The 1,258-nt window shown below is 56.1% G+C and carries 2 protein-coding genes; both read right to left on the bottom strand.

The window, feature by feature from the left end; genetic code table 11:
* The coding region (gene yejK / locus ACRESJ_RS31610) for a nucleoid-associated protein YejK (protein WP_431761413.1) at positions 1–824 on the bottom strand (824 nt) is incomplete at its 3' end.
* Between the two features lie 194 nt (positions 825–1,018).
* On the bottom strand, positions 1,019–1,258 hold a 240-nt coding region (locus ACRESJ_RS31605; RefSeq protein ID WP_431761412.1), incomplete at its 5' end, for a hypothetical protein.

Raw genomic sequence — 1,258 nt, 5'->3', positions numbered from 1 at the left:
ATTTCCGGCGAGAGGCCGTAATCCTTGTTGCGGATGTGATCGTAGAAGGCCTTCGGGCGTTCTTCGTCAATCAACCCCGACAGTTCTTCCAGGCCCATCGGCTCACCGAGCTTGGCCTGGCTGCTGGCGTAATCCACCAGGGTCTTGGTCTTCTCGCGGGCGTCGTCTTCCGGCAGGTCTTCGCTTTCGACGAAATCACTGAAGGCCTTGAGCAGGGTGCGGGTTTCACCGGGGCCGTCGACGCCTTCCTGACAGCCAATGAAATCGCGGAAATACTCCGAAACCTTTTTGCCGTTCTTGCCTTTGATAAACGAAATGTACTGCTTGGACTGTTTATTGTTCTGCCACTCGGAAACGTTGATCCGCGCCGCCAGATGCAATTGACCCAGGTCCAGGTGACGGGACGGGGTCACGTCCAGTTCATCGGTCACGGCCACACCTTCGCTGTGGTGCAGCAGGGCGATGGCCAGGTAGTCGGTCATGCCTTGCTGATAATGTGCGAACAGCACGTGGCCGCCGACCGACAGGTTCGATTCTTCCATCAGTTTTTGCAGATGCTCAACCGCCACTCGGCTGAACGCAGTGAAATCCTGGCCGCCATCGAGATACTCCTTCAGCCAGCCGCTGAACGGGAACGCGCCCGATTCCGGATGGAACAGGCCCCAGGCTTTACCCTGTTTGGCGTTATAGCTTTCGTTGAGGTCGGCGAGCATGTTCTCGATGGCCGCGGACTCGGCCAGTTCAGAGTCACGGGCGTGGAGAACTGCAGGTGTGCCGTCGGGTTTTTTGTCGATCAGGTGGACGATGCAATGACGGATCGGCATGGGCTTCTCGGCTGAATGAAGAGAGGAGGGCGTGCTCCCCGAAAAAGCGCCCAGTGTACCGCAACCACTGGTTTTTGCGCGGTGCGAAGGGCAATTGACGGGCGACCGACGGCGCTTATGCGTTTTTTTCCCGTTTTAGCGCAATAAAGCTGACCAAATGGGTAGCTAGAGGCGGATATTTCCACGGCTGTGTGCTAGCTTTGCCCGGTCTTGCGCGAAGTCACTGCGTTAAGCGTGCAGTCAGCATTTGTCAGGTCGAACCAAACCCTGATTTCGGTATCTATAACCCCGATCCCGAGGTTATTTGGCCGAGGGTGCCAGATCCAGAAGATCGGGCTCGATGGCTGACATTGCACTCTGCAATCCATATGAATTTGATAGGGAAGGAACACTAAATGGCTCTTACTAAAGACCAACTGATCGCCGACATCGCT

The organism is Pseudomonas sp. (genome assembly GCF_050739655.1).
GTDB lineage: Bacteria > Pseudomonadota > Gammaproteobacteria > Pseudomonadales > Pseudomonadaceae > Aquipseudomonas.
The sequence above is the reverse complement of the archived record's forward strand: the minus strand, read 5'-3'. Positions and strand labels throughout refer to the sequence as shown.